Consider the following 20,971-nt stretch of genomic DNA (forward strand, 5'->3'; position numbering starts at 1 on the left):
AATCCGAAATCATGCGTTCAGCGAGAATCCATCGAACAATTCGCCGGGATTCGGGTTAAGTCCTTACTCAACGCTGATCGATACGACGATGAAAAAAATAGCTCTCTTTACGGCTGCCCTGCTCTGGATTGCCAGTCACGGACAAGCCCAGACGCCTTCACCCAACGCCCACGCGCCAGGACAGGCGGCTCAATCGTTCCCGCAGGGTGAACCGACGGCTAAACAGGATTCCCTGAAAAGCAAACTCGTTAAGGGAACCCAATCAAGCCGGAATGCCCGGCGATCGGAGGATGCCATGGCAACTAAAAGCACGACAGTGCGGAAGAAAACGACCAAAACCGTGAAAACGAAAAAACCAGTTGATTAGCCTCCGGATACATGTATTCCTGTTTTCGTAAAAAAATGCTATTTCTGGACGAAGGAAATGGCTTTTTTTTTGTAATTCAGGACTAAATACGCATTCATATGTTTGCCCGCATCATTTTATTCGTATTTTTGACACCGACCCTTTTGGTTACTGAATTACTCCATTACCTTGAAGCGTTCAAACCTCCCATTTACGGAAGACGTACTGGTAAAAAAACTCCAGCAGCGAGAGGAACAGGCATTTCACTTGCTCTACGACCAGTATTCGCCGGCTTTGTACGGCGTAATCCTGAAGGTCGTTCGTGATGAAGAAGCCGCCCGCGACGTTTTACAGGATTCTTTTGTGAAGATCTGGCGGAACATTCCCTCTTACGATTCCCAGAAAGGCCGTCTTTTTACGTGGTTACTGAACATTGCCCGAAATACAGCAATCGACGCCATCCGCACCCGCCATTCAGGTCAGTCAATCCAAACCAGCACCGATATCGTAGATATTGTTGATCAGCATCAGCAAGCCTATCAGCCCGCTGTAGAGACACTTGATTTACCCGACAAGGTGAATCAGTTAAATCCGGATCGACGAATGGTTATTGACCTTGTCTACTTCTATGGATATACCCACGAAGAAGTGGCGGAAAAATTGAATTTGCCGCTTGGAACGGTCAAAACGCGGGTACGGTCTGCTTTACAGGAATTGAAGAAGTTATTCGGCACATGAACACGAAAGAATACATAGAGTCCGGAATACTGGAAGAGTATGTGCTCGGCACCGTCAGCCCGCAGGAAAAGCGGGAGGTCGAATGTCTGTCGAGCATTTACCCTGAGATCCGCCAGGAGCTCGACACGCTGTCGGCTGCGGTGGAACAGTATGCCCAGACCCTCCGCCGTGATCCGCCTACCGACATTAAAGAGTGGCTTCTGAAAGAACTGGAATTTGGCCCTCCGGAAGTCGAAGTGGTTGAGGAAGTTTCCCCAACGCTCCCACTCACCAGCGAAGAAAGTACTGAAACCCCCATTCGTTCATTAAATTCCAGAGAAGACGCATTCGATTCAAGACCTACCTTTCGCGTTACCTGGCTGGTAGCCGCTTCCCTCGGTCTGGTAGTCTTGTTTTTTGCCTACTTCCTGTACTCTCAATTGCAGGGAAGCCAGCAAACGCTCAGTTCGCTCCGTAATTCGAATGAAGCCTTGACCGAAGAGGTACGGGTTCTGCGGGCACAACAGTCGCAGAGCGACCAGACGCTGGCCATCCTGAAAGAACCAGGCACGCGGGTCATCCGGCTGAATCCCACCGATAGCACTACTGCCAACCTCGCAACCATCTACTGGAATGTCAGCACGGGCCAGGTTAATCTCGAAATTGATTCGTTGGTTCGTCCGCCCGAAACCCAGCAATACCAGCTTTGGGCCATTGTCGACGGAAAACCGGTCGATGCCGGTGTCTTCGATGTGGGCGACAACACCCGGGTGGTGCAGCAGGCTAAAAAATTTCTGAAAGCCGATGCTTTTGCCATCACGCTCGAACGCCGGGGCGGTAGCCCCACTCCCACGCTTTCCGCGATGGTGGTGGTCGGAAATGTGACCTCTTGATCGCTCCCTATCTGAAAAAAGAGTTATAAATAATAAATGGTAAATGTAAAAGTGGCGGTTTTGCAAAAACTTTTATATTTACCATTTATCATTTACTATTTATAATTCTATTTTCAACCAGGGTTATACGTTTTTCAAGGGATGTTTATACGTCGATTCGACCAAAAATATATATAGTTTTTATACGTTTATTTCTACTAAAAAAAGGCTCTGGAAACGCTCCCAGGGCCTTTTTTATGATTTACAGGCTTTTTTTTCACCAATTAAAAATCCAAATAGAAGGGGATGGCGTAGGTATTGCTGAGAGTCGGGAAAAACCCGGTTCTTTTATTTTCCCATCTTCATTTAATTCGTATTTCAATCATGAAAGCCTTCATCAAAACAGGGATTATTGCCGCTATTCTTTGCGCATTCGTCACGGTTTCTTACGCTCAAAAGCCGAAAGAAGTCGGTGGCGCCATGATGTATCCCAACAAGAACATCATTGAAAATGCCGTCAACTCGAAAGACCACACCACCCTGGTTGCCGCCGTGAAAGCTGCGGGCCTGGTCGAAACGTTACAGGGAGCCGGTCCTTTCACGGTTTTTGCTCCCACCAACGATGCTTTTGGCAAATTACCAGCCGGCACCGTTGAAACGCTGGTGAAACCCGAAAACAAAGCCACCCTGACCGGCATTTTGACCTACCACGTGGTTGCAGGTCGTCTGGACGCCAAGGAAATTGGAAAGCTCATTAAGGCCGGTAACGGAACCGCTACCTTGAAAACCGTGGCCGGTGGCAACCTGACCGCCAAAATGAGTGGAAAAAATCTGGTTCTGACTGATGCCAAAGGGGGAACCGCCACCGTTGCGATTTCGGATGTATACCAGTCGAACGGCGTGATTCACTCCATCGATACGGTTTTGATGCCAATGTAACTGAAGGCAACTAAAAGACTAGAAAAAGCCACACGCACAACTGCGCTGTGGCTTTTTTAACTCGTAAACTATCCTCCCATTTCTTGCGTTAATCAGGTATGAACCGCAACCTTTTTCTTGGAGTTTTGTGTGGGCTGGTGCTCACGGGCTCCGTCGCATCCATTTCGTTAACGCCACGCATCGACGATGCCACACCCCGCAAAGTGGTTAAAACGGAAGCGGAGTGGAAGAAAATCCTGACACCCCAGCAATTTTACGTCCTGCGTCAGCAAGGGACCGAGCGGCCTTTTACGAGTCCGCTGGTCGATAACCATGAAAAAGGCGTATTCAAATGTGCGGGCTGCAAAACGCCCCTGTTCAGCTCCGATACCAAGTTTGAATCGGGAACGGGCTGGCCGAGTTTTTATAAATCATTGTCGAAAGAGAACGTGGTTGAAAAGGTGGATCGCACCCACGGCATGGTCCGTACGGAAGTCGAATGTGGCGTCTGTGGCGGGCATTTGGGACACGTTTTTGAGGATGGACCCAAGCCAACCGGTCTGCGGTATTGCATGAACGGCGTAGCATTGGAATTTGAAAAGAAATAAGCGGGTGCTAACCCCTTGGTTTTGAGCCAACCCGACGAACGGGCTGGCTTTTTTCATATTATATCGTCTAAATTTCCGTTATATTTGCTTTAAGAGACGGATTTCTCAATCCGTCTTTTTGCCTATCGAATTAATTTTACTTTTTTGAAACCAAACGGACATCAGGCGCACCCCTTCGGCGGTGCGACAGCAAACGGCTCCGTTCTTCAATTTTAACCGTCAAAATACCAGGCATGAGTAAATTCTGGGGGCAGCTTCGTACCCTTTGGCAAGGCATCACCGGCTTTTTCGGTCTCATAAGCAACGGCTTTAGACGACTGGTTTACCGCATGATGTCTGGTCTACTTGGAAAAGAGCGTGTCGATTCAGCAACCGGTCATTACCGGGGCCTTCGACAACGCTACCGAAACTGGATCAACGCCCGCTTCGACACCCGATCACTCGCTTTCCGCATCTTTTACCAAACCACCAAAACGCTTATTTTCAGCTTTTTGCTGGTTCTGTTGTACATCCTATCAATAGAAACCAATTTCCTTTACCTCAGCGGTGAAATGCCGAGTGTCGAGGATTTAAAAAATCCCAAGGTTTCCCAGTCTTCCGAAATTTACTCCTACGATAAAGTCATGATCGGCCGGTTTTTTACTGAAAACCGGACACCCATCAAATACGAAGACTTATCGCCCTCCCTCATTCACGCCCTGATTGCCACTGAAGACGTACGGTTTTATGAGCATTCAGGCATCGACACCCGAAGCCTGGGCCGGGCTGTCTATGGCGTGTTAACCGGTAACAACTCCGGCGGGGGGAGTACGATAACCCAACAGCTTGCCAAAAACCTGTTTAAAACCCGACGGCGGCAGTCGCGGGGATTGCTGTATAATGTTCCGCTGGTGAAAACGGTTATTCTGAAAACCAAGGAATGGCTGATGGCCATCAAACTGGAGCGGAATTTTTCGAAGGAACAGATCCTGACCATGTATTTCAATACCGTCGATTTCGGCAGCAATGCCTACGGGATCAAAACGGCGGCCCGGACGTACTTCAGCAAATCACCGGAGACGTTAAACGTGCAGGAATCCGCCGTTCTCGTGGGCTTGCAGAAAGCGACGACGACGTATAATCCGCTGATCAAACGAAACTTCGAGAAGTCGCGCAACCGCCGGAATGTGGTGATCCGGCAAATGGAAAAATACAAGTACCTCACCAAAGCACAAGCCGATTCACTGTGTGAATTACCCCTCGTAACGCGCTACAGCCCCGACAATCCGTATTCGGGACCGGCCAATTATTTTAAAAATGCAGTAGTCGAGGTCGTTAAAAAGTGGGGTGAAGAAAACGGCTATGATCTGTATACCGATGGTTTGCGCATTTATACCACCGTTGACTCCCGGATGCAGGCCCTGGCCGAAGAAGCCGTTGCGGAAAAAATGAAGCTGCTGCAACGAACGTTCGACAACCACTGGTCGGGTCGAAACCCCTGGACGGATGAAGATGGTAAGGAAATTCCGGACTTTCTGGACAAAGTCGCCCAGCGGACGGAGCGGTATAAGGCCCTCCAACTGAAATTTCCGAATCAGCCGGATTCCATTCAGTATTACATGAAGGAGAAAAAAGACAGCATGACGGTCTTCTCTTGGAACGGACCGAAGAAGAAGTACATGTCGCCCATGGATTCCATCGCCTACTACAAGCGGTTTTTGCAGGCCGGTCTGGTGGCGATGGACCCGCATACCGGTTTTATCCGGACGTGGGTGGGTGGCCTCGACTACAATTTTTTCCAGTTCGATCACGTCAAACAGGGCAAACGCCAGCCTGGCTCGACCTTCAAACCGTTTGTTTATGCCACGGTGATCGACGATTCAACGATCAATTTAGGCCCCTGCGACCGTCGTCGCGATGAACCGTTCCGGAAGGAATACATCAACGAAAAAGGCGAAGAAGATTTCTGGGCACCAAAAAACTCAGCCGGATCATTCTCCTACTCCAATATGACCCTGCGACGGGCCATGGCCCGCTCCATCAACTCGGTGACAGCCCAGTTGACCAATGACGTTGCAACGCCCCAGCGGGTGGTGGAATACGCCCACCGGCTCGGTATTAAAAGCCAATTGGCGGCTGTTCCTTCGGTGGGTCTGGGTTCTTCGGACGTGTCGCTGTATGAAATGGTAGCGGCTTATTGCACCTTTGCAAACAACGGCGTACACACTGAACCGTTGCTGGTGACGCGAATTGAAGACCGCAATGGCAAAGTCATTGAAGAATTTGTACCCGAGAAGAAACAGGCTATTCGCGAAGAGTCGGCTTTTCTGATGCTCCACATGCTGAAAGGTGGTTTGGAAGAATCGGGCGGCACGTCGCAAAATTTGTGGTCGTACGATTTGTTCAAAAACCGGAACCAGGTGGGGGGAAAAACCGGCACCACCTCCAACAACTCCGATGGCTGGTTCATGGGGGTCACCCGTGATCTGGTAGTGGGGGCCTGGGTGGGTGGCGATGATCGCAGCATCCACTTCCGGTCGACAGACATGGGTGAAGGCGCCAAAACCGCCTTGCCGCTGGTGGGACGTTTTTTGGAGAAAGTATATCAGGACAAGGCGCTGAAGCTTTATCAGGGTCCTTTTGATAAACCGACGGTTAAAATAACGAAGGATTATCTGAATTGCCCCGGTGGAAACGATGATGACGAAGAGGATGAATCGGACTCTACGGATGTTGACATTCCTGCCGATTCGCTGTTCATTGAACCCTCGGCTCCAGAGCAGGTCGATCCGCCCGATACAACCCAACGCGCCCAGCCTTTCCGCTAAGATTTCAGGTCAACTCCTTCCGGGTTGACCTTTTTTGTTGGCCCAATCTAAAAACAACCCCGGCGAAGCGGTGGTTATAGAGAGATACCATCAACTCAGGACTATGACACCATCACAAAATCCGAACCTACATCCGGTCAGGAATGACATGCCCCTGGAGGATGTTCCGTCAGAAATGGACACTGATCCACGGGCCGATGAAGAAGTAATCGATCAAACCGGGCCCACGCCCAGTGAAGAAGAAACGGATTTACAACCCAGCCCGAACCCAACCGGGCGCATTCCGTCGGGCATGGACGACGATCCGTCCAACGATGAAAATCTAAACGAAAAAATCGCCTACGCCCTGGCGGGCGCGGAACCGAATAGAAAAGAATGATGAGTGATGAATGATGAACGATGAATGGATTAATTCATCGTTCATCATTCATCATTTAAACTAAACCATCTCCTTATACTGCATCCGGTACAGGTTCGCGTAGGTGCCTTCCTGCTGCAACAATTCTTCGTGGGTTCCCTGTTCTACGATGTTGCCTTTGTCGACAACAATAATTTTGTTGGCTTCACGGATGGTCGAGAGCCGGTGGGCAATCACGATGGCCGTGCGCCCTTTCATTAGTTTTCCAATGGCATCCTGAATCAGCCCTTCCGTTTCGGTATCGACCGACGACGTAGCCTCGTCTAACACCATGATGCGGGGATCGTGAACCATCGCGCGAACGAAGGAAATCAACTGTCGCTGACCCACCGAAAGCGTCGAACCGCGCTCCATCACGTTGTACTCATAACCGCCCGGCAATCGCTCGATGAACTCATGCACGCCCACCAGTTTGGCCGCTTCAACAATGCGCTCCCGGCTGATGGATTTATTGCCGAGGGTAATGTTGTTTTCAATGGTATCCGAAAACAGAAAGACATCCTGCAAAACAACGCCAATGCTCTGGCGCAACGCTTCCAGTCTATACTCGTGTACCTCGACACCGTCGATTTTGATCTCCCCCTGATTGATGTCGTAAAACCGGCTTAATAAATTGATAATGGACGACTTCCCGGCTCCCGTGGCACCGACAAACGCAACGGTTTCGCCTTCTTTCACAGTAAAGTTGATGTCTTTCAGGACGTAGTTATCGTCGTTGTAGGCAAACCAGACGTTTTTAAACTCCACCTCACCCCGCCAGGTTGCGGGCGCATACGTACCGGTGTTGGGTGTAAAATCATCGCTATCCAGCAGTTTCAAAATCCGGTCGGTGCTTACAATTCCCATTTGCAGGGTATTGAACCGGTCGGCGAGCATCCGGATGGGGCGGAAAAACAGGTTGATGAACATGATGAAAGCCGTCACCGTTCCGTAGGTAACTTCCTGGTTCAGAATCGCTTTGGCACCATACCAGACCACAAGACCCGTGGCGGCTGCCGACAGAATATCGGCTACCGGATAATAAACGGAATAGTACCAGATCGACCGGATGTTGGCTTTCCGGTGTTCGTCGTTGATCTGCCGGAACTTCTCCTCTTCGATCTTTTCGCTGCCAAAAATCTGCACGATGTTCATGCCCGTGATGTGTTCCTGCACAAACGAACTGAGGTTGGCTACGGCGGTCCGCACTTCATTGAACGATACTTTGATTTTTTCCTTGAAGACGTACGTACTCAATAACATCAGCGGAATCATCGACAAACTGATGGCCGAAAGCCGCCAGTCGGTATAAAACATGACGGCGATGATCAGCACCAGTTGCAGAATGTCGCCCACAATGGCGGCCATGCCTTCGCTGAAGACGTCGGAGAGCGTTTCAACATCCGAAATGGTGCGCGTCACGAGTCGGCCGATGGGCGTGTTGTCGAAAAATTTCAGACGGAGTTTCAGGACTTTCTGGTAGAGCTGAACCCGGATATCCCGAATCACGTTTTGCCCCAGCCAGCCGGAGAGATAGGTATTGAAAAACTGAATAATGCCTTGCAAAACCAGAATTACGATCATCAAAATCAGCATTTTGGTCAGGCCCGGATAATCGCCGGTGGCAATTTTGGAGTCGATGGTGTAGCGAATCAGCAACGGACCAACGGGAGCCAGCACCGCACTCAACAGAATAATCAGAATAAGCCCGTAAAATTGGAGCTGGTACGGTTTTACGAAGGCATAAAGCCGTCGCAGGGTAATCCAGTCAAAAATCTGACCACTCTTGGTTTCGGTATTCACAAAGAAAACAGTTGGAAGGTTTTTCGGAGTAACAGAAATATTGGGTGAAGAGTTTGCAGTGCAGAGTGAAGAATTAAGAGTGAAGACAGTTCGCGTCAGCCAACTCTTAACTCTTCACTCTTAATTCTTCACTCCTATCGCCAGTTGAGCCAGTTCCTGCCAGGAAATTAAACCGATGGCGAGAATGGCGAGTGCCAGCCCGATTCGGTTGACCAACAGCAGCTTTTCTTTGAAAAAGAGCAGAGCCGACAAAGCCGCCACCAGAATGACACCAATGTTGTAGAGCGGATAGACGAAGGCTCCGTTGCCGCCAAATTCAGAAAGCGCCAGCAGCAGGGTGTAAAAACTCAGGAAATTCGGAATGCCCAGGGTGATGGCTCCCACCAGCGTCTGGCGTTCAATCTTCTCTTTACCCTGAATCAACCGGCTTGCCAGCATCACCAGACCAGCAGCTATGGCCCCCAGTACCATCGTCAACGTTACCTGCAACGTTTGATCAGTCGATGGAATATACCGGATGTTCATGTAGTTGATCATCGTGTTGGTGGCTCCATACATTACAAAAACCGCCAGCGGCAGGAGCTTATTCCAGCCCAGGGCTTTCACGGTTTGGCCTTCCTGCTTCTTGTACGTACTCAATCCGACGGCCACCACGGCCAGAATCAAACCCATATAATTCAGCGCATCGAAGGTTTTTCCGCCGGTTTGAAAGACGAACAGACTGAAACAGACCGGAATCACCAGCGACATGTTATTGGCCAGCGACGTGGCTGTAATGCCCATACGCTGCGTCGACAGACCCGACAGGATGAACGTAATGATGAACCCAACGCCCAGCCCCAGAGCGAGCCACGTCCAGGTTTGGGAGAAATCAATGGCGAAAGGCTGGTCGCGGGGCAGCAGCAGAAAACCGGTCAGGAAACACACCGGGTAGTTGAAGACGATTGCCTGAACGGTATTGACCCTGTAACGGGGAAACATCCGGAAATTAAGCAGCAGAACAACCGAAAGCAAAATGCTCAGGAACAGAAAAAGCATGGCAAAGACAGAAGGAGGAATTTTCTTTTGCCGGAAAGGTAGTAATAAATGTAAATGAAGAATGGTAAATGGTAAATGTAAAAGTTTTCGCCTGCAGCGACTCACTTTTACATTTAGCATTTTCCATTCTTCATTTTACATTAAAAATTCTAGGACTTTCGCCTTTTGCCCCTAAATCCCCTAAAGGGGACTTGGACGCGGATTAATCCGGATGCGTAAAGTCCCCTTTAGGGGATTTAGGGGCAAAAGGCGGGTACATCATAATTATCAGACGTAAGTTCTAAATTCTAAACTTCCCCTATTTCCCTTTTTCAGCGGGCATCAGCACTGCATCCACCGAGTGAATAACCCCGTTCGTCGCTTCCAGATCTGCGCGGTTGATGGTGGCGGCATTGCCTTGTCCATCCGTGATGGTGATGGCATCACCTTGCTTGCCGACGGTCAGCGTTCCGCCCGTAACGGTTTTCAGTTTCTGTCCGTCCTGCAACTGATCGGAGGTGTAATTTCCTTTGACGACGTGATACGACAACAGCTTCACCAGCTTTGATTTGGAGGCTGGCTGCAATAAACCGTCGAGTGTTCCGGCCGGCAGTTTATCAAACGCTTCGTTGGTGGGCGCAAAAACCGTATAAGGCCCTTTTCCCGCAGCCTGCTCCGACAATCCGGAGAGCCGCATGGCTCGGAATAAAACCGTATGATCGGCCGATTTGGCCGCACTGATGGCCAGATCGCGACCGGTTGAGCCACCGGGAGCCATGCCACCCCGCGATTCCCGACCTGCACCCATCGGCCCGTAAGCGTTGGCACTGCTTTGGGTCGAAACCGACGTGCTGCTTCCCAGCGGATTCGATTGTGTTGCGGGGCGCGAAGTAGTGTCCTGAACCGTCTGAGCAACCACGGCCTTGTTGGTACCGACCAGCAAGCCTAGTGCCAGTGCCACTGCGAAAACTGCTTTCTTTTGCATGATAAAGTTGGTTTGGTAAACAAAACGTTGAGAATTCAGTAACAACTTTTAACACATTCAGCCTTCGTTTTGTTGTCTGAATATAGTTGGGTTAACGGGGCATGGCTGCTGAATATTTCATTTTGGGTCATCTTACATCCGTAATCTTAGCGTAGAATCGGGCAATTAGTTGCATCCTTTCGCAAACTATATCACCTTTGTTTTTCTATTCAATATTTTAAACATGCAAATTTCCAAACACAAAGTTGCCGGCATACACTACACGTTGCGCGACAACGACGGCAATATTCTCGACTCCAGCGAAGGACGGGATCCATTATATTATCTCCACGGCGAGGGAAACCTCATTCCGGGTATGGAAAACGGACTGGCCGGAAAATCCGTCGGCGACAAATTTCAGATCAAGGTGCCTGCCGAAGATGGCTACGGTGTTCCTGATCCGCAAATGATTCAGGCGGTTCCCATCAGCGCCTTTGGCGGACAGCCGGTGCAGATCGGGATGCAGTTCCAGACCAATCAGGGCCAGGTGGTAACGGTTACGGAAGTGAACGACGATCAGGTGATGATCGATGCCAACCACCCGCTTGCCGGTCAGGAACTAAACTTCGATGTCGAAATCATCGACGTTCGGGATGCTACGGCGGAAGAGGTGACGCACAAACACGTACACGGACCGGGCGGACACCATCACTGATCCAACCCGTCGTAAATAGTCTATCGATCACCGGTATTTTTTCATAAATTTGGAATACTGCCGGTGATCGATCGATTTAAGGCAGACAAACCCTCTCTTTTTAATCCCATGAAAAAATTTACCTTCTTTCTACTTTCGGGCTTTTGTGCGTTCAATGCCCTGGCCCAGACGACTGCCCCGACGCCCGATCTGCAAATCAAAACTGCCGTACTGGCCGCTCCCTCCGACAAACGTGACGGCGCAACGGTCTTGGGCTATTCAGGTAAAAATGAGATGATTGTGTTGCGAAAAGGGACAAACGATTACGTCTGCCTGGCGGATGATCCGACGCAGAAAGGACTCAACGTCTCCTGCTACCACCAGGGTCTGGAACCCTTCATGGCCCGCGGCCGGGAATTAAAAAAAGAAGGCAAGTCTCCGGCTGAAATCATGAAAATTCGGGAGGAAGAAGAAAAAGCCGGCAAGTGGAAAATGCCCAAGCAACCCTCTTCTCTCTTCGTATATTCGGCCCCTGACTCCAGCTACAATGCGGCAACGGGCGAAGTGAAAAATGGTTACCTCCGGTCGGTCGTCTACATTCCGTATGCTACCTCCGAAAGCACCGGCCTGCCCCTGAAAGCCGAAGCACCCGGCATGCCCTGGATCATGGACCCCGGCACCCACCGGGCGCATATAATGATCAATCCGGCAAGGAAATAAAATAAGTGTACGGTTTTCAGTTTACGGTTTACGGTGGCTGACGCATGCTCGCTGACGCGTTCAACTCATTGAGCCAGCATGCGTCAGCCACCGTAAACTGAAAACCGTAAACCATAAACTACAAACCACTCTCCAGCACCCTCCTTTCCGCCCACCGCATCCGGTAAGCGTTCATGGCGGTTTTGCCAAGCGAATCCAGCAGACGATAGTTAGCGACCAGACCGACAGCGGCTCCGATACCGGGAACCAACTGGGCCATTTTGACCAGGTCGATATAATCCCGGTATTCCTGCTGAAAGGTCCGCCAGTCGAACTGGTTGATGTCGTCGGGAAGTTGCTGGCTTTTGGCCTGCCAGTTGAGCATCTGTTGATAAACGAGCTGCCGACGCTCCTGACTCGAAAACGCCAGTTGAAAGATGTGCATGATGTAAAGCCGCTCCTTGTATTCGTTGACCGGATACCCGTAAATGGCCGCAATTTCAAACAACAGCTTCATTTTCAGGGCCAGCAACAACGGAAAATCGGCGAGCCCCAGCAGAATGCCGCCCGCGCCGGTGACGCCCCCCTCTGCTGCTCCGGCGGTTTTGTAGAACGCAATGCGGTCCCGAACCCGTTCCTCCCGTTCTTCCAGCGACAGCGGTTCCAGCACCGGCTGCCGGGTCAGAAACTCCGCGCCGAACAACACCGCCCGCGTCATTTGCTTGATGGTTGCCGTAATGGCCTGATGCACTTTTTCGGGAATGAACCGGTTCATCCGCGTCTGCAGGTTCTTCGAAAGCCGGTTGACGGCCGACGGTCTGCGCATCATTTTCTGTCGCCAGACCTGTAATTCACGCACAACGGCGTCTTCGTAAGGTGACATAGTTATTCGTTGATTACAGGCTTATCGGGGTTGCCGACGGTTCGTTTGCCGAACGCCGGTTCCCATTTTTGCGTTGTTCGACACCCGGTTGTACCCTTCAAAGGTTGCGTTATCGATCGTGGTATTATACGAATCCAGACTCAATTGAATGGCCGTTTTGGTACTGTCGGTCGTAGTGAACCGACTACCGGCTGTAATCCGGCTCTGTTTGATTCGAGCCCCCACAATACCGCCGTTAATAAACTGGCTGTTTTTGACCAGCAACTCGGTCAACTGGCCGTTGTAGTACCGAATATTGCCGCCCCGGAAGGTGGCACCATCGACCGTAATCCGGCGCGAACCGGAATTTTCGTAACTGATGTAGGCATCCCGGTCAAACTCGCAACCGGGACCGATAATGGTTTCCTCGTTGGTGGAAGTTCCTCCGCCGTAATTGGAAAACGAATTTCGGGCGACGGTATTCAGGGTGCGTACTTTGGTCAGGGTAACCGGGCCACTGAACGTCAAAACGCCGTCGGTGTCGGTCGCTTCCAGCCCTTTGCCACAATTCCGGGCCGTAAAGTTGGTGATCACAATGCGGTATTGGTAATGTAACCCTTTTACGGCATTCACGCAATTTTCGGCCTCTCCGTTTTGAATAGTGGCTTTTACGCGCTCCGAAACGCCAAACCCAACCCGGTAGCCGATCGCTTTGCAATTGCTCCACATCACGCGGTGGTCCGAATCCGTTTGCTCACCTTCCGACCAGAAACCGGCATAGGGGCTGATTCCTTTGGTGTTTCGGGCCACACAACGCACAAACACAGTACCGGGCGCATTGTCACTGTCGAAGGCATCGCCCACGCAGTCGGTAACAGTGCAGGATTCAAAACGCGTATTCCGGGCATAGCCCCCGGCAATAAAAGGGGATTTTCCACCAACTTCGTGATACCGTTTTTGACCACTAGCCCGGCAGTTCCGAAAAACATTGCGATCCGACACCGCTTTTTCATCTCCGGCATTGAACAGTTGATTTTCAACGACAAACGTGCTGGCATCGGCATTTTGAACGGAAACCCGGTCGGCCCCGCTGGCCGTACAACCGCCGAAGTATATGCCGCCCTCAATCGGGCTCTTGTCGCAGTCAATGGACAGATCCCGAATAAGAACCCGCTGCTTCCGGTTGGCCCATAACGCATAGCCGCGCTGGGAGTTTCGGATCAGAAACGTCCGGCCTATACCGGCTCCCTGAATGCTGATTCCCGATCCGGTGATTTCGACCGGCCCCTGCACGAACTGCCCGGCGGGGTAGGTCAACGTGCCTCCACCCTGCCTTTTTAAATCGGCGATCGCCCGGACTGCCGCCGGTGTATACTCAGTTTCGCCGTTTTTTTTGTACTTTAGAATGGAAACAACCGGCAACGCCAAAGTCGCTGACCCCCAGAGCATAAGGACTAAGATGAAAAGGTAATTCTGAAGCTTGAGGCAGAAATTCATGAAACTATCGAATTATTATGACCTTGTTGGCGTTAATTACCTACATCCCTTTTTACATACTAACCAGTTAACCAACGTTTTATGAAAAAAGCGCTGCTGATTCTCCTTGCCATTCTCCCGCTTAGCCTCGCCAGTGTTGGCACCACGGTTAGAGCCAACGCCCACTCCGCGGTTGACAAAACCAGCCTTTGGGCGGGGGTATACGACGAGCTGAATCTGGAACGCATGGGGCTTCAAAAGGAAGTGTTCGACTATGCCCTTCGTGGTTTACAGAAAAGCACGTTTGCGAAATCCATTCTGAGTATCGTTGACCTGAGCCAGCCGTCGACCAAGAAGCGGTTGTATGTCATCGATCTCGATCAACAGAAATTACTGTTTCAGACCTACGTTGCCCACGGCCGGAACTCGGGCGAACTAATGGCGGCTTCGTTTTCAAATACGTTTTCGTCTTTCCAGTCGAGCCTGGGATTCTACCAAACCCTCAATACCTACCAGGGCAAACACGGTTTGTCGCTCCAACTGAAAGGATTGGAACAGGGTTTTAATGATAACGCCTTCAGCCGCGCGATCGTTATGCACGGAGCGGATTATGTCTGCGAAGATTTTATTCGCAAAACCGGTCGGCTGGGCCGCAGTCAGGGTTGCCCGGCCATTGCCAACGCGGTCAGCAAAGACATCATTCAAGCCATCAAAGGCGGCTCGTGCCTGTTTGTCTATTCGCCCAGCCCGGATTATCTGCAAAAATCAACGTTTCTGCTGTAATTACATTGGTCGACCGTCCAGATCGTACACATCTTTGTAATAACGCAAATGTCCTTTTTCATCGACATCGACCCGGTTGTAGACCACAAAAACCGGGAACGGTTTGGGCAGCGTCAACGTTTGCGGTTTTTGATCGACCATGCAGCGGTTCATGAATCCCTCGTCCAGCACCGGCGTCCCCATCAGGTAGTTAGCCAGTTCAACCGGTTTCTGCACCCGCATACAGCCGTGGCTCCGCCAGCGGTCGCTGGTTTGGTCAAACAGGTCACGGGCGTTCGTATCGTGGAGGTAAATAGCTCCCGGCCCCGTCAGGTTGAACTTGATCAAACCCAGGGAGTTGTTGCACCCGGAAGCTTGTCGAAACCGGTACGGAAAATTCTCGGCGGACATATCTTCCCAGGCAATCTCGGACGGATCGACCACCTGTTCCTTTTCATCCAGCACTTCCATGTTCTGGTTTTCCAGATAATCCGCGTTTTGCTGCACCTTTGGCAGAATTTCCTTCAGACCGATTCCACGGGGTACATTCCAGTAGGGATACGTGATGATGTCGGTAAGGTAGGTCGTAAAAAATGGCGTTTTGGTATCCTTCTTTCCCGCAATGACATCCATTGGCAACAGGCATTTACCGCTCCGGTCGTAGATGTTCAATTCGGCTGCGGGAACATTAACAACCAGAAACCGATCAAAATCGAAGCGATTCAGATAGCGGTAAAAATTCAGCGTTTGCCGGATGTATTTTCCGGTGTCGGAGGGCGCATTTTTCCTTAATTTGGTATAGGCGCTAACGAGCGTGGTATAATGCCCAAAAACCGGTGTTTTCCGCAGCGAATCCAAAGCCGATTTTCCTTCGTCTTTTTTCAGCATGGCAATTGCCCAGACGGTATCAATCTTTTCCGGGATCTTGTTATACGTAATCCTGGACGGTTTTAGTCCGTAGCGCAGTTCCAGTAGCAAGCCGGTGAATTTCTCGCCAAACTCCTTTTTTGTATCGGATTCAAGGAATGAATAGCGGTTGGTGTCGATCCCGACCGAATCCGCAGCCCGGCACAACTGCCTCATCACCACTTCGGCCTGAGAACGATCCCAGCCCTCTGCCGGAACATCGTTCTTGTTTAATAAACCAAAGTGCCTGAGCGAAAACCAGGCAACCAGGACGACAATGACGGCACTTCCTATTAAAATGATGATATTTCGGCGTTCCATACGTGAGTTCGATTATACGTACCCCTAAAACGCCATTCCGAGCCGTGGTGTTTAATTTTTAAAGGATCATTTACCGGAAAAAACCCCGAAAGCCCTGATTGGATCAGCGGCCGTCGGGGCTTTCAGGGCTTTTGCGCCTTCAGAACCAGTGCTGCGGTTTATTTCTTCCGCTTGCTTCCCAAAAGCAGCATCACCGTACCGACGATGACGCCAATACTGAGGATGCGGGTAACATGGTACGAAATCGGGGCTGGCATATCCACAATGCCTTCCTCGTTCGAATGCACCGGTTGCTTCACATACCGACCTCCTTTCGGTACTTCCCGGCTTTCAAAATGGAGAACTAAGTCTTCCAGAAGCTGCGGGAGTTGAATGCCCTGAATCGCTTTTCCGTGTCCGGTACCGGCAGACGTCGGATTCAAAGCCGCCAGTTCCTGAATCGAGCGTTTGGCGGCTTCCCAGTCAATCGTGAAATAAGCCGGGGGGCCGTGAAGCTCCTGCTTCTGGGTCATTACCGCAAAAGCCGAGTTCTGGTCGGTATTGGTAAATGCGTCACCCGCCACCAGACTCCGGTCGCTCTCCCGGAACAACGAAACATGGCCGGGCGAGTGGCCGGGCGTGTGAATGACCTTCCAATCGGGTAATTCCGGAATCAGACCATCCGCCGGAACCGGCCGAATCCGATCTCCAAAATTGAAGGGTGCCGTCGGAAACATCCACGACATATAGGCCATTGCCCCGCCCCCAACCGATGGGTCTGGCGGTGGATAATGCGACTTCCCCTGTAAAAACGGCAATTCCAGGGGATGGGCATAAACCGGCACCGTTCCCCAGGCTTTCAACAAGGCCTCCAGCGATCCGGCGTGGTCGAAATGCCCGTGCGTCAGCACAATGGCCCGGGGCGGATTGTCGTCGCCAAACCATTCCCGGGCTTTTTTCAGAATCTGGTCGGCACCGGATGGTGTTCCGGTGTCAATCAGAACCCATTTCCCACCGGGCTGCGATTCTCCGATAAAATAGATGTTGACAAAGCCGTTTTTTATCCCTCTTACGTCTTCTGCGACGTCATACGGACTCCGTTCTTCACGGGTTGTCAGATTTTCGAGTGTCTGCCTTTCCATACCCCACGTTTGATTTTGTTTGATTTTTTAACCTGATCTATCCCGGATTGTTGACATTAGTTATTTACCGTTTCACCTATTTAATTCACCAGTTCAGATAAAATTTGTTTTCGAATCGCAACGAACGTAAACACCTTTGTCCCAACAAACGACAACAACAACTACTGCTATGAGCTTCTTTCCTACCATCTTAAACCGTTATTTAACCCGGTTTTGTCTGCAATCCCTGTGTGCTGTGCTTTTGCTGAGCGTCACGGTTTCCTGTAAAAAAGAAACGGAAGTTGAACCGGATTCGGGCCGGGTAATTTTCTGGTCATCCAACAAAGCCATCGAAACCGTCAAGGTGGATTGTTTCGTCGACGGCACAAAAGTGGGTACGCTGAGTAAAGTAACGGCGTCCGCTCCTTCCTGCGATGCGACGGGCTCGCCCGTAACCACCGTGAAAGCGGGTGAACACGAACTCGAATTCCGGGCCGCCAACGGCCAGAGTTTCTCCGAAACGTTCACCGTCGAAGCGGGGAAATGTGTTGACTTTGAATTGATGTAAATAAGGTATACGGTTTTCGGTATACGGTTTTCGGTTTTCGGTGACTGACGCACGAACAGGATGAATGCGCCAGCCACCGTAAACTGTAAACCAAAAACCGTAAACAGAAAACCGTATACCGAAAACCATAAAACCGTAAACTAAGCACCATCGTAATGGTCGGCTTCTAAATTTGTATATCTTTGCGTGCGAAAACCGCTGTTGAGAATGCGAGTTCTGAAAGTGACCAAATACAGCCCGATTTTACACGAATTACGGGCGTCGTGGGGCGTGCTCCAGGCTGGTAAATACCTCCTGGCCGAGTCCATGCAAAACCGGAGCGAGGAGGACGATTTCTTTGCGTATCAGAATGCCGTTGCCGAAATCGGACGAATCGAGCGCAAACTCGATATACTGTATGATGAGATTCAGGCCGTGGAGTTGCTGCACCAGGCTGCGATTCTGACGGGTAATTACGAGGATTTATCGAGCCGAAAGCGCTCGAATGGCAATACATCTCTGAATTAATTCAACACCCGAACACCTTGTTCGCGGTACGATTCCAGCACGTCCGGGCGGGCATTGGAGTCTGTTACGAGCACCTGAACCAGGCTCAGCGGAGCAAACTGCACGTATTTGTCTTTTTCCAGTTTCGTCGAATCACACAACAGGTACACGGTTTCGGCCTGGGCAGCCATGGCGAGCGTCATCCCACCCTCGGTTTCGCTATGAGCCGACAGTCCGTGCTGCGTCGAAATTCCGTCGACACCCAGAAACGCCTTGTGGGCGTGGTAGCGGGCCACGTGTTCATGGGCAATCAATCCGTGAACAGCCTGCCGCTTCGGATCCACTTCTCCTCCCACCAGATTCACCGTCACTTCCGACTGCATCAGCTCGTTGACCACTGGTAATGAATTCGTAATCACCTGAATGCGTTTGTTTCGGATAAACTGACAAAGACGGAAAACCGTACTCCCACAATCCATAAACACCACCTCTCCTTCGTTGATCTCCTGGGCTGCCAGCCGGCAAATATGATCTTTGTTTTCCGAATTAACGGCGGTTTTGTGCACAAACTGCACCGGATTGGTGGCAAGGCCCACTTTCATAGCGCCACCATGTGTACGGTAAATCAGTCCGTCGGTTGCCAGGATACTCAAATCCCGGCGAACAGTAATTTCCGAGGTTTGCAGGAGCTCAGCAAGCTCTTTCACCTCGACAGAGCCTTTCTCTTCGACCGTTTGTAAAATAAGCCGCTTCCGGGTTGGAAAATTCATCACTGCGTTTTTAATTTGTTCAAAAATAATCAAATTCAATCAAAAACAACCAATACTAATGAATAATTCTCGGGTTCAGCTCATCAGGCAGGAAGTGTTATCGGATAACTGGTACACCTTACGGAAAGTGACGTTTAAGTATCAGCGCAAAAATGGGATTTGGGAAACACAGTCCCGGGAAGCCTACGACCGGGGCAACGGCGCAACGATTCTGCTTCACAATCCGGAAAAAAATACTGTCATTCTGACCCGTCAGTTCCGAATGCCGACCTACGTCAATGGCAATGCAAGCGGTTTATTGATCGAGTCCTGTGCCGGTTTGCTGGACAACGACAACCCGGAAGACGCGATTCGACGTGAAACAGAAGAAGAAACCGGTTTTGTCGTGACCAACATCCGGAAAGTTTTTGAAGCCTATATGAGTCCGGGATCGGTCACGGAGAAGCTATATTTTTTCACGGCAGATTATTCCGACTCCACCGAAAAGCGAACCGGGGGCGGCATTGATGAAGAAGAGATCGACGTGCTGGAAATGCCACTGTCGAAGGCCCTGCAGATGATCGCCGAAGGTGAAATTGTCGATGGGAAAACCATAATGCTGCTCCAGCACCTTTGCATTCAGCAATTTCAGGCAGCCTGACCAAACCTCCAACCTCCCTCTGCACAGCCTTCTCACCGGAGGTTGGAGTCGTCTTTCACAAGTTTACGGGGAAAACGGAATCGGGCACTAGTAGATAAACGGACGTCTCGCATTTCGGCGGATCACGGGTGGCAAACCGCTTAGGTAAAAATCATCGATCGGTTGGTTCCAAACTTGCTTGAAACGTTCCTCAAGCGCCCGGTAGTCGAGCTGTTCGTTCTTGGCAGAATTCAATTTATACAATTCATCCCCCATAATACAGGAGATAAAAAAGAAAGGATCGTATTTCATGAGGATAGGATAATTTATAGTCACAAAGAAAGCATAACGGCATTAAAAAAAGATGTAAACCAGATTAAGCGAACCTTAAAAGTGGCATAGTATGATGTGTTTATATTAAAACCGGATTAAAAAACGTAAAAACCGGCAATCAAAAATCTCACAATAGTCATACTTAGAACGGAAATACGATATGAAATAATTCACAAGTCCGGAGCCAGTTTCAATCAAATTTTGTTATCTGGGTATAACTCTGGTTTGCAGCCCATGACAACGTACACAGAACCCTATATGGACATGCTCCGTTCGCTGATTGCATTGCGGAAATATGTCAAGATATTCTACACCACCGACCTGAATGAACTGATTTCGGTTACGTCTATTATGACTGAATTGAAGGCTAAACCCGGGGGCGACTCCGTCATGCTGGCGTCCGGTGAGTCAATTCCGGTGAATCGACTGGTGAATGTCAACGGGGTGTACGCGCCCGGTCACGAGGACTACGAAAGCTGTCTGGACTGTCGGATTTAAAGGCAAAAGGGTGTTGGAGCAAACCGGATATTCTTTGCTTATTTAGGGGTCCTCCGATTCAAAACGTAGCTGAATAGACCGTTCCTGCCTAAATAAGTGGCCTTTGTCCACAAAAAAATGTTATAAAAATTTGGAAAGAAATATAAAAAAATAGTCCTTTATACAAATTCTTTCAATCACAATTCAATGCAAACAGGAGTAGTAAAATTTTTTAATGAAACCAAAGGATACGGTTTCATTAAGCCGGATGCACCAGGCGAGGACATTTTTGTTCACTCGACGGGCCTTGTCGACCAGATCCGCGAAAACGACAAAGTAAAATTTGAAGTTGAACGTGGCAAAAAGGGTCTGAACGCTGTAAACGTAGAACTGGTATAATCGAAAGATAGAGCCGTTTGAGTTTCAAGAAGAAAACATGCCTGGTGGCA

Annotated in this window: 24 protein-coding genes; 15 read left to right on the top strand and 9 right to left on the bottom strand. The window is 50.2% G+C overall.

The window, feature by feature from the left end; genetic code table 11:
• The first annotated feature begins 88 nt into the window (after positions 1-88).
• The 7 genes from F0P93_RS04715 (at position 89) to F0P93_RS04745 (ending at position 6,647) form a co-directional block, all read left to right on the top strand.
• Complete coding sequence (locus F0P93_RS04715) at positions 89-367, top strand: hypothetical protein (protein WP_150875129.1); 279 nt, start codon at positions 89-91, stop codon at positions 365-367.
• 168 nt (positions 368-535) lie between these two features.
• Positions 536-1,084, top strand: coding sequence for an RNA polymerase sigma factor (locus F0P93_RS04720; RefSeq protein WP_150875130.1), 549 nt, complete (start codon positions 536-538; stop codon positions 1,082-1,084).
• Positions 1,081-1,956, top strand: coding sequence for an anti-sigma factor (locus F0P93_RS04725; RefSeq protein ID WP_150875131.1), 876 nt, complete (start codon positions 1,081-1,083; stop codon positions 1,954-1,956). Before F0P93_RS04720 ends, F0P93_RS04725 begins: the two co-directional genes overlap by 4 nt.
• Positions 1,957-2,319: 363 nt before the next feature.
• On the top strand, positions 2,320-2,874 hold the full coding sequence (locus F0P93_RS04730; RefSeq protein ID WP_150875132.1) for a fasciclin domain-containing protein: 555 nt from the start codon (positions 2,320-2,322) through the stop codon (positions 2,872-2,874).
• A gap of 98 nt (positions 2,875-2,972) precedes the next feature.
• A complete protein-coding gene (gene msrB, locus F0P93_RS04735) occupies positions 2,973-3,461 on the top strand; it encodes a peptide-methionine (R)-S-oxide reductase MsrB (RefSeq protein WP_150875133.1) in 489 nt (162 codons plus the stop codon).
• Positions 3,462-3,694: 233 nt separating this feature from the next.
• Entirely contained in the window at positions 3,695-6,268 is a 2,574-nt protein-coding gene (locus tag F0P93_RS04740; RefSeq protein WP_150875134.1) for a penicillin-binding protein 1A, read from the top strand.
• Between the two features lie 103 nt (positions 6,269-6,371).
• Positions 6,372-6,647, top strand: a complete 276-nt coding sequence (locus F0P93_RS04745; protein WP_150875135.1) for a hypothetical protein — start codon at positions 6,372-6,374, stop codon at positions 6,645-6,647.
• Between the two features lie 60 nt (positions 6,648-6,707).
• Here F0P93_RS04745 and F0P93_RS04750 read toward each other — a convergent pair whose 3' ends face one another.
• The 3 genes from F0P93_RS04750 to F0P93_RS04760 all read right to left on the bottom strand — a co-directional run bounded on the left by F0P93_RS04750 (position 6,708) and on the right by F0P93_RS04760 (position 10,470).
• Positions 6,708-8,468: an ABC transporter ATP-binding protein gene (locus F0P93_RS04750; protein ID WP_150875136.1), complete on the bottom strand. Its 1,761-nt coding sequence runs from the start codon at positions 8,466-8,468 to the stop codon at positions 6,708-6,710.
• Positions 8,469-8,588: 120 nt separating this feature from the next.
• On the bottom strand, positions 8,589-9,506 hold the full coding sequence (locus F0P93_RS04755; protein WP_150875137.1) for an EamA/RhaT family transporter: 918 nt from the start codon (positions 9,504-9,506) through the stop codon (positions 8,589-8,591).
• Between the two features lie 298 nt (positions 9,507-9,804).
• Entirely contained in the window at positions 9,805-10,470 is a 666-nt protein-coding gene (locus tag F0P93_RS04760) for a fasciclin domain-containing protein (RefSeq protein ID WP_150875138.1), read from the bottom strand.
• A 223-nt stretch (positions 10,471-10,693) separates the two neighbouring features.
• On the opposite strand from F0P93_RS04760, the gene F0P93_RS04765 reads away from it, so the two are divergent.
• Positions 10,694-11,164, top strand: coding sequence for an FKBP-type peptidyl-prolyl cis-trans isomerase (locus F0P93_RS04765; protein ID WP_114404928.1), 471 nt, complete (start codon positions 10,694-10,696; stop codon positions 11,162-11,164).
• 108 nt (positions 11,165-11,272) lie between these two features.
• A complete protein-coding gene (locus tag F0P93_RS04770) occupies positions 11,273-11,863 on the top strand; it encodes a hypothetical protein (RefSeq protein WP_114404744.1) in 591 nt (196 codons plus the stop codon).
• A gap of 118 nt (positions 11,864-11,981) precedes the next feature.
• Here F0P93_RS04770 and F0P93_RS04775 read toward each other — a convergent pair whose 3' ends face one another.
• Positions 11,982-12,725, bottom strand: coding sequence for an EcsC family protein (locus tag F0P93_RS04775; protein WP_150875139.1), 744 nt, complete (start codon positions 12,723-12,725; stop codon positions 11,982-11,984).
• A gap of 21 nt (positions 12,726-12,746) precedes the next feature.
• The gene (locus F0P93_RS04780; RefSeq protein ID WP_150875140.1) at positions 12,747-14,153 is read right to left on the bottom strand and encodes a hypothetical protein; all 1,407 of its coding nucleotides are present in this window, start codon (positions 14,151-14,153) and stop codon (positions 12,747-12,749) included.
• Between the two features lie 129 nt (positions 14,154-14,282).
• Here F0P93_RS04780 and F0P93_RS04785 point away from each other — a divergent pair, with 129 nt between their 5' ends.
• Positions 14,283-14,963, top strand: coding sequence for a murein L,D-transpeptidase catalytic domain family protein (locus F0P93_RS04785; protein ID WP_150875141.1), 681 nt, complete (start codon positions 14,283-14,285; stop codon positions 14,961-14,963).
• Here F0P93_RS04785 and F0P93_RS04790 read toward each other — a convergent pair whose 3' ends face one another.
• Together F0P93_RS04790 and F0P93_RS04795 are read right to left on the bottom strand one after the other, a co-directional pair.
• A complete protein-coding gene (locus F0P93_RS04790; protein ID WP_150875142.1) occupies positions 14,964-16,169 on the bottom strand; it encodes a L,D-transpeptidase family protein in 1,206 nt (401 codons plus the stop codon).
• Positions 16,170-16,327: 158 nt separating this feature from the next.
• On the bottom strand, positions 16,328-17,290 hold the full coding sequence (locus F0P93_RS04795) for an MBL fold metallo-hydrolase (RefSeq protein ID WP_150875143.1): 963 nt from the start codon (positions 17,288-17,290) through the stop codon (positions 16,328-16,330).
• A 169-nt stretch (positions 17,291-17,459) separates the two neighbouring features.
• On the opposite strand from F0P93_RS04795, the gene F0P93_RS04800 reads away from it, so the two are divergent.
• On the top strand, positions 17,460-17,837 hold the full coding sequence (locus F0P93_RS04800; protein WP_150875144.1) for a DUF4397 domain-containing protein: 378 nt from the start codon (positions 17,460-17,462) through the stop codon (positions 17,835-17,837).
• A gap of 207 nt (positions 17,838-18,044) precedes the next feature.
• On the top strand, positions 18,045-18,344 hold the full coding sequence (locus F0P93_RS04805; protein ID WP_114404737.1) for a hypothetical protein: 300 nt from the start codon (positions 18,045-18,047) through the stop codon (positions 18,342-18,344).
• On the opposite strand, the gene F0P93_RS04810 is transcribed toward F0P93_RS04805, so the two are convergent.
• Entirely contained in the window at positions 18,341-19,093 is a 753-nt protein-coding gene (locus F0P93_RS04810) for a DeoR/GlpR family DNA-binding transcription regulator (RefSeq protein WP_150875145.1), read from the bottom strand. The two genes, F0P93_RS04805 and F0P93_RS04810, sit on opposite strands and share 4 nt — an antisense overlap.
• A gap of 58 nt (positions 19,094-19,151) precedes the next feature.
• Between F0P93_RS04810 and nudK the strand changes: the two genes are divergently transcribed.
• Positions 19,152-19,733, top strand: a complete 582-nt coding sequence (nudK, locus tag F0P93_RS04815; protein WP_150875146.1) for a GDP-mannose pyrophosphatase NudK — start codon at positions 19,152-19,154, stop codon at positions 19,731-19,733.
• A gap of 87 nt (positions 19,734-19,820) precedes the next feature.
• Here the strand turns inward: nudK and F0P93_RS04820 are convergent, their stop codons facing one another.
• A complete protein-coding gene (locus F0P93_RS04820; protein WP_150875147.1) occupies positions 19,821-20,024 on the bottom strand; it encodes a hypothetical protein in 204 nt (67 codons plus the stop codon).
• A 255-nt stretch (positions 20,025-20,279) separates the two neighbouring features.
• Here F0P93_RS04820 and F0P93_RS04825 point away from each other — a divergent pair, with 255 nt between their 5' ends.
• Positions 20,280-20,543, top strand: a complete 264-nt coding sequence (locus F0P93_RS04825; RefSeq protein ID WP_150875148.1) for a hypothetical protein — start codon at positions 20,280-20,282, stop codon at positions 20,541-20,543.
• A 186-nt stretch (positions 20,544-20,729) separates the two neighbouring features.
• Complete coding sequence (locus F0P93_RS04830; RefSeq protein WP_114404734.1) at positions 20,730-20,921, top strand: cold-shock protein; 192 nt, start codon at positions 20,730-20,732, stop codon at positions 20,919-20,921.
• Positions 20,922-20,971 lie beyond the last annotated feature (50 nt).

This window comes from Larkinella humicola, from assembly GCF_008727875.1.
GTDB classification, from domain to species: Bacteria; Bacteroidota; Bacteroidia; order Cytophagales; family Spirosomataceae; genus Larkinella; species Larkinella humicola.